Raw genomic sequence first — 4537 nt, 5'->3', positions numbered from 1 at the left:
TCATGATGTTGAGCACCTGCGCCTGCACGCTGACGTCGAGCGCCGAGGTGGGTTCGTCGCACACCAGGAACTCGGGCTCGGTGGCGAGCGCGCGTGCAATGGAGATGCGCTGGCGCTGGCCGCCCGAGAACTGGTGCGGGTACTTGCTCATGTCCAGCGGCGAGAGGCCGACCGACTTGAGCAGCTCGCCCACGCGCTCGCGCAGTTCGGCCTTGTCGCGGAGGATGCCGTGCTCTCGCAGCGGCTCGCCGACGATGTCTTCCACGATCCAGCGCGGGTTCAGGCTCGCGTACGGGTCCTGGAAGATCATCTGGATGCGCCGGCGCAGCTTGCGGCCTTCGGGGGTCTTGAACGCGGCATGCGCGTCCTGCCCGTCGAACTGCAGGCCGCCGCGCGTGGGTGCGTAAAGGCCGACCAAGAGCCGTGCCACGGTGCTCTTGCCGCAGCCCGATTCGCCCACCAGCGCCAGCGTCTTGCCGCGCTCGATCGAAAAGCTCACGCCGTCCACCGCATGCAGCAGCACGCGCGGCTTGCGTTCGAGCACGCGGTTGAGCCATGGCGGCGAGACGTCGAAGGTGCGCGCGAGGTCGTGCGCCACCACCAGCGGTGCGGTGCTCATCGGCTCACCTCCGCAAGCGGTGCGGCCGCATCGGGCACGGCGCGCTCGCCGGCCAGCTGCGCATCGTGGTGCCGGGCCGCCAGMTCGGCCTGGCCCTTGTGCGGATCGGTGGCATCGTGCAGCCAGCATGCGGCGCGCGTGGCGCCGGCGTGCATGAGCTCGGGCCGCTCGGTGAGGCAGCGCGCAAAGGTGCGCGGGCAGCGCGGGTTGTAGGCGCAACCCTCGGGAATGGCATTGAGCCGCGGCATCGCGCCGTCGATCTGGTTGAGCCGTTCGCGGTCGCTCGCCATGTCGGGAATCGAAGCCATCAGGCCCGAGGTGTAGGGATGCGCCGGCTGGTGGATCACTTCGTGCACCGGACCGATCTCGGCGATGCGGCCCGCGTACATCACGGCCACGCGGTCGCAGGTTTCGGCGATCACGCCCATGTCGTGCGTGATCAGCATCACGGCGGCGCCGTGCTCCTTACAGATGCGCTTGAGCAGCTGGATGATCTGCGCCTGGATCGACACGTCCAGCGCCGTGGTCGGCTCGTCGGCCACGATGAGCTTGGGCTCGGCCGCCAGCGCCAGGGCAATCACCACGCGCTGGCGCATGYCGCCCGAGAACTGGTGCGGGAAGTGGTCGATGCGCTGCTCGGCGGCCGGAATGCCGGTGTCCTGCAGCAGGCCGATGGCGCGGCGCCGCGCCTCGGCCTCGGTCACCGGCAGGTGGGCGCGGATGGTTTCCACCAGCTGCCGGCCGACGGTGTAGAGCGGGTTCAGCGAGGTCAGCGGGTCCTGGAAGATCGCGCCGATCTTGCGCCCGCGAATGGGCCGCATCGCATCGAAGCCGAGGTTGTCGATGCGCTGGCCTTCGAGCAGGATTTCCCCGCTGGCCACGCGGCCCGGCGGCTCGAGCAGCCCGATGATGGCCGCGCCCGTGAGCGACTTGCCGGCGCCCGACTCGCCCACCACGCCCAGGATTTCGCCGGGCGCGATGTCGAATGAAATTCCGTCGAGCGCGCGCAGCGTGCCGCGCCGGTGCGGGAACTCGACCACAAGGTTCTTGACCTGGAGCAGCGTCATGGTGGCGTTGTCCTTCTTTCCATCTCAGCGCAGGCGCGGGTTCAGCGCGTCGCGCAGCCAGTCGCCCAGCAGGTTCACGCTGAGCGCGATCAGCACCAGCATCAGGCCCGGGAACACGGTGATCCACCACTCGCCCGAGAACAGGTATTGGTTGCCGATGCTGATCAGCGTGCCCAGCGAAGGAGAAGTCGGCGGCACGCCGACGCCGAGGAACGACAAGGTCGCCTCGGTGATGATCGCAGTGGCGACTTGGATGGTGGCCAGCACCATCACCGGCCCCATCACGTTGGGCAGCACGTGGCGCAGCATGATGCGCAGCGGCGCCACGCCGGTCACGCGCGCGGCCTGCACGTATTCCTTGTTGCGCTCCACCAGCGTGGAGCCGCGCACCGTGCGCGCGTACTGCACCCAGCCGGTCAGCGAGATTGAAATGATGAGCACGCCGAAGGCCAGCGACTCATGCGCATTGGGAAACAGCGCGCGGCCGACGCCCGCAATCAGCAGCGCCACGAGGATCGGCGGAAACGACAGCATCACGTCGCACAGGCGCATGAGGAAGGAATCGAGCCAGCCGCCGAGGAAGCCGGCCAGGAGGCCGAGCACCACGCCCACGGTGATCGACAGCGCCACCGACACCACGCCGACGATCAGCGAGATGCGTGCGCCGTAGATCACGGCCGAAAGGATGTCGCGGCCCTGGTCGTCGGTGCCCAGCAGGTACTTGGAAGAGCCTTCGGCGCTCCATGCCGGCGGCAGGCGCGCATCGCCGAGCTCGAGCGTCGCCAGGTCGAAGGGGTTGTGCGGCGACACCCATCCGGCAAAGACCGCGCAGAACACGCAGGCCAGTGCAATGAGCGCCGCCGCCATGGCCACGGGCGAGGTGCGAAAGCTGTAGCCGACGTCGCTGTCGAGCCAGCGGGCGAATGTTTTTTTCATCGTGAGGCAAAAAGGATGGGCCCGCAAGAAGCGGGCCCAGGATCGAGCCGCTCAGGCCGCCCGCCGGCGGGCGGCCCGCAGTATTACGGCTTGATGCTCATCCACTTGAAGGGCATGTAGTTGTCGGCCATCTGCGTGAGCGCCACCTTCTTGCTCACGCCCCAGGCCAGCGTCTGCTGGTGCAGCGGCAGGTGGCCGACGTCGGCGGTGTGCAGGTCGAAGGCTTCCTTGATCATCGCGTCGCGCTTGGGCTTGTCGGTTTCCGACTGGATCTTCTTGGTCAGCTCGTCGACCTTGGGATTGCAGTAGGCGCCCAGGTTGAACTGGCCGGCGCCGGTCTTGTCGTCGGGGCAGGCCATCAGCGCCGTGAGCGCGTTGTGCGAGTCATAGGTGGTGGGCGTCCAGCCCAGCATGTAGAAGCTGGTGTCGCGGCGCAGCACCTTCGGGAAGTAGGTGCCCTTGGTCTCGGCCGCGAGGTTGATCTTGACGCCGATCTTCGCCAGGTTGGAGGCCACGCTCTGGCAGATCTGGCCGTCGTTCACGTAGCGGTCGTTCGGGCAGTTCATCGTCACTTCGAAACCGTTCGGGTAGCCGGCTTCGGTCAGCAGCTTCTTTGCGGCCTCGACGTCGTAGGGCAGGCGCTTGTCCTGCGCTTCGTTCCAGCCGTTGATGCCGGGGCCGACCATCAGCGCGGTGGGGCGCGAGGCGCCGCGCATCACCGTGCGCTGGATGCCGGCGATGTCGATGGCCTGGTAGAAGGCCTGGCGCACGCGCTTGTCCTTGAACGGGTTCTTGCCCTTGACGCTGGAGTACAGCAGCTCGTCGCGCTTCTGGTCCATGCCCAGGAAGATGGTGCGCAGCTCGGGGCCGGAGATGACGCGTGCCGTCGGGCTGGCGTTGACGCGCGCGATGTCCTGCACGGGCACCGGTTCCATGACGTCGACCTCGCCGGAGATCAGCGCGGCAACGCGCGTGGCCGGGTTGGCGATCGGCGTGAAGATGATCTCCTGTGCATTGCCTTCGATCTTGCCCCAGTAGGTCGGGTTGCGCGTGAAGACGGTGCGCACGTTCGGCTGGCGCTCGCGCACGCGGAACGGGCCGGTGCCGTTGGCCTTGAACGAGGCGGTGTTCTCGATGCCCTTGCGGCGGTCGACCGGCGTGACGGCCTTGTTCTCCTCGCACCACTTCTTGCTCATGATCATGAGCTGCGTGATGACGTCGGGAAGAATGGGGAACGGACCCTTGGTTTCGATCTCGATGGTGTGCGCGTCGACCTTGCGCACTTCCTTGATGTCGGTGGTGTTGGACTTCATGTCCGAGCCGTCGCCCGAGGCGCGCGCGAAGCTGAAGAGCACGTCGTCGGCCGTGAAGGGCGTGCCGTCGTGGAACTGGACGTTCTTGCGCAGTTCGAAGCGCCACACGGTGGGCGAGGCCTGTTTCCAGCTGGTCGCCAGCAGCGGCGCAACGCTCAGGTCCTTGTTGCGGCCGACCAGCGTTTCATAGACGTTGGCGGTGGTGCTCAGCTGCAGCGACTCATTGAGCGAGTGCGGATCGAGCGACAGCGCGTCCCCCTGGTTCGCCACGCGGATGGTCTGCGCGCCGGCCACCAGGCTGGCGGTGCCCAGCACGCACAAAACTGCGACCGCGGCCGCCTTCTTCTGAAAACTCATGGAAACACTCCTCGGGTTGGAATCTGAAGTACATCAAGGCGTCGCGGTAGCGGCGTCTTTCACGGGCTGCTGGCTGCGGGTGGCAGCCAGCGGCATCCCCTGCTCGATCAGCCCCGCATGCAATGCGGCGCCAAGCGGCAGGATCTCGTCGTTGAAGTCGTAGCGGCTGTTGTGCAGGAAGGCGCCGCACTTGGCATCCTGGCCGATGCGCAGGTAGGCGCCGGCCTTTTTCTGCAGCATGAAGG

Annotated in this window: 4 protein-coding genes and 1 pseudogene; all 5 read right to left on the bottom strand. The window is 67.1% G+C overall.

The features are described from left to right. On the bottom strand, positions 1-619 hold a 619-nt coding region (locus AC1DOC_RS20575; RefSeq protein ID WP_478130389.1), incomplete at its 3' end, for an ATP-binding cassette domain-containing protein. Next, the gene (locus AC1DOC_RS20570) at positions 616-1686 is read right to left on the bottom strand and encodes an ABC transporter ATP-binding protein (protein WP_478130388.1); all 1071 of its coding nucleotides are present in this window, start codon (positions 1684-1686) and stop codon (positions 616-618) included. The genes AC1DOC_RS20575 and AC1DOC_RS20570, both read right to left, overlap by 4 nt. Positions 1687-1710: 24 nt before the next feature. Further along, positions 1711-2622, bottom strand: coding sequence for an ABC transporter permease (locus tag AC1DOC_RS20565; protein ID WP_012746241.1), 912 nt, complete (start codon positions 2620-2622; stop codon positions 1711-1713). 83 nt (positions 2623-2705) lie between these two features. After that, a complete protein-coding gene (locus AC1DOC_RS20560) occupies positions 2706-4292 on the bottom strand; it encodes an ABC transporter substrate-binding protein (RefSeq protein ID WP_018903556.1) in 1587 nt (528 codons plus the stop codon). 33 nt (positions 4293-4325) lie between these two features. Continuing rightward, positions 4326-4537: pseudogene (locus AC1DOC_RS20555) on the bottom strand (amidohydrolase); the annotation flags it as partial.

This window comes from Variovorax sp. 01T439_2, assembly GCF_056398445.1.
The sequence above is the reverse complement of the archived record's forward strand: the minus strand, read 5'-3'. Positions and strand labels throughout refer to the sequence as shown.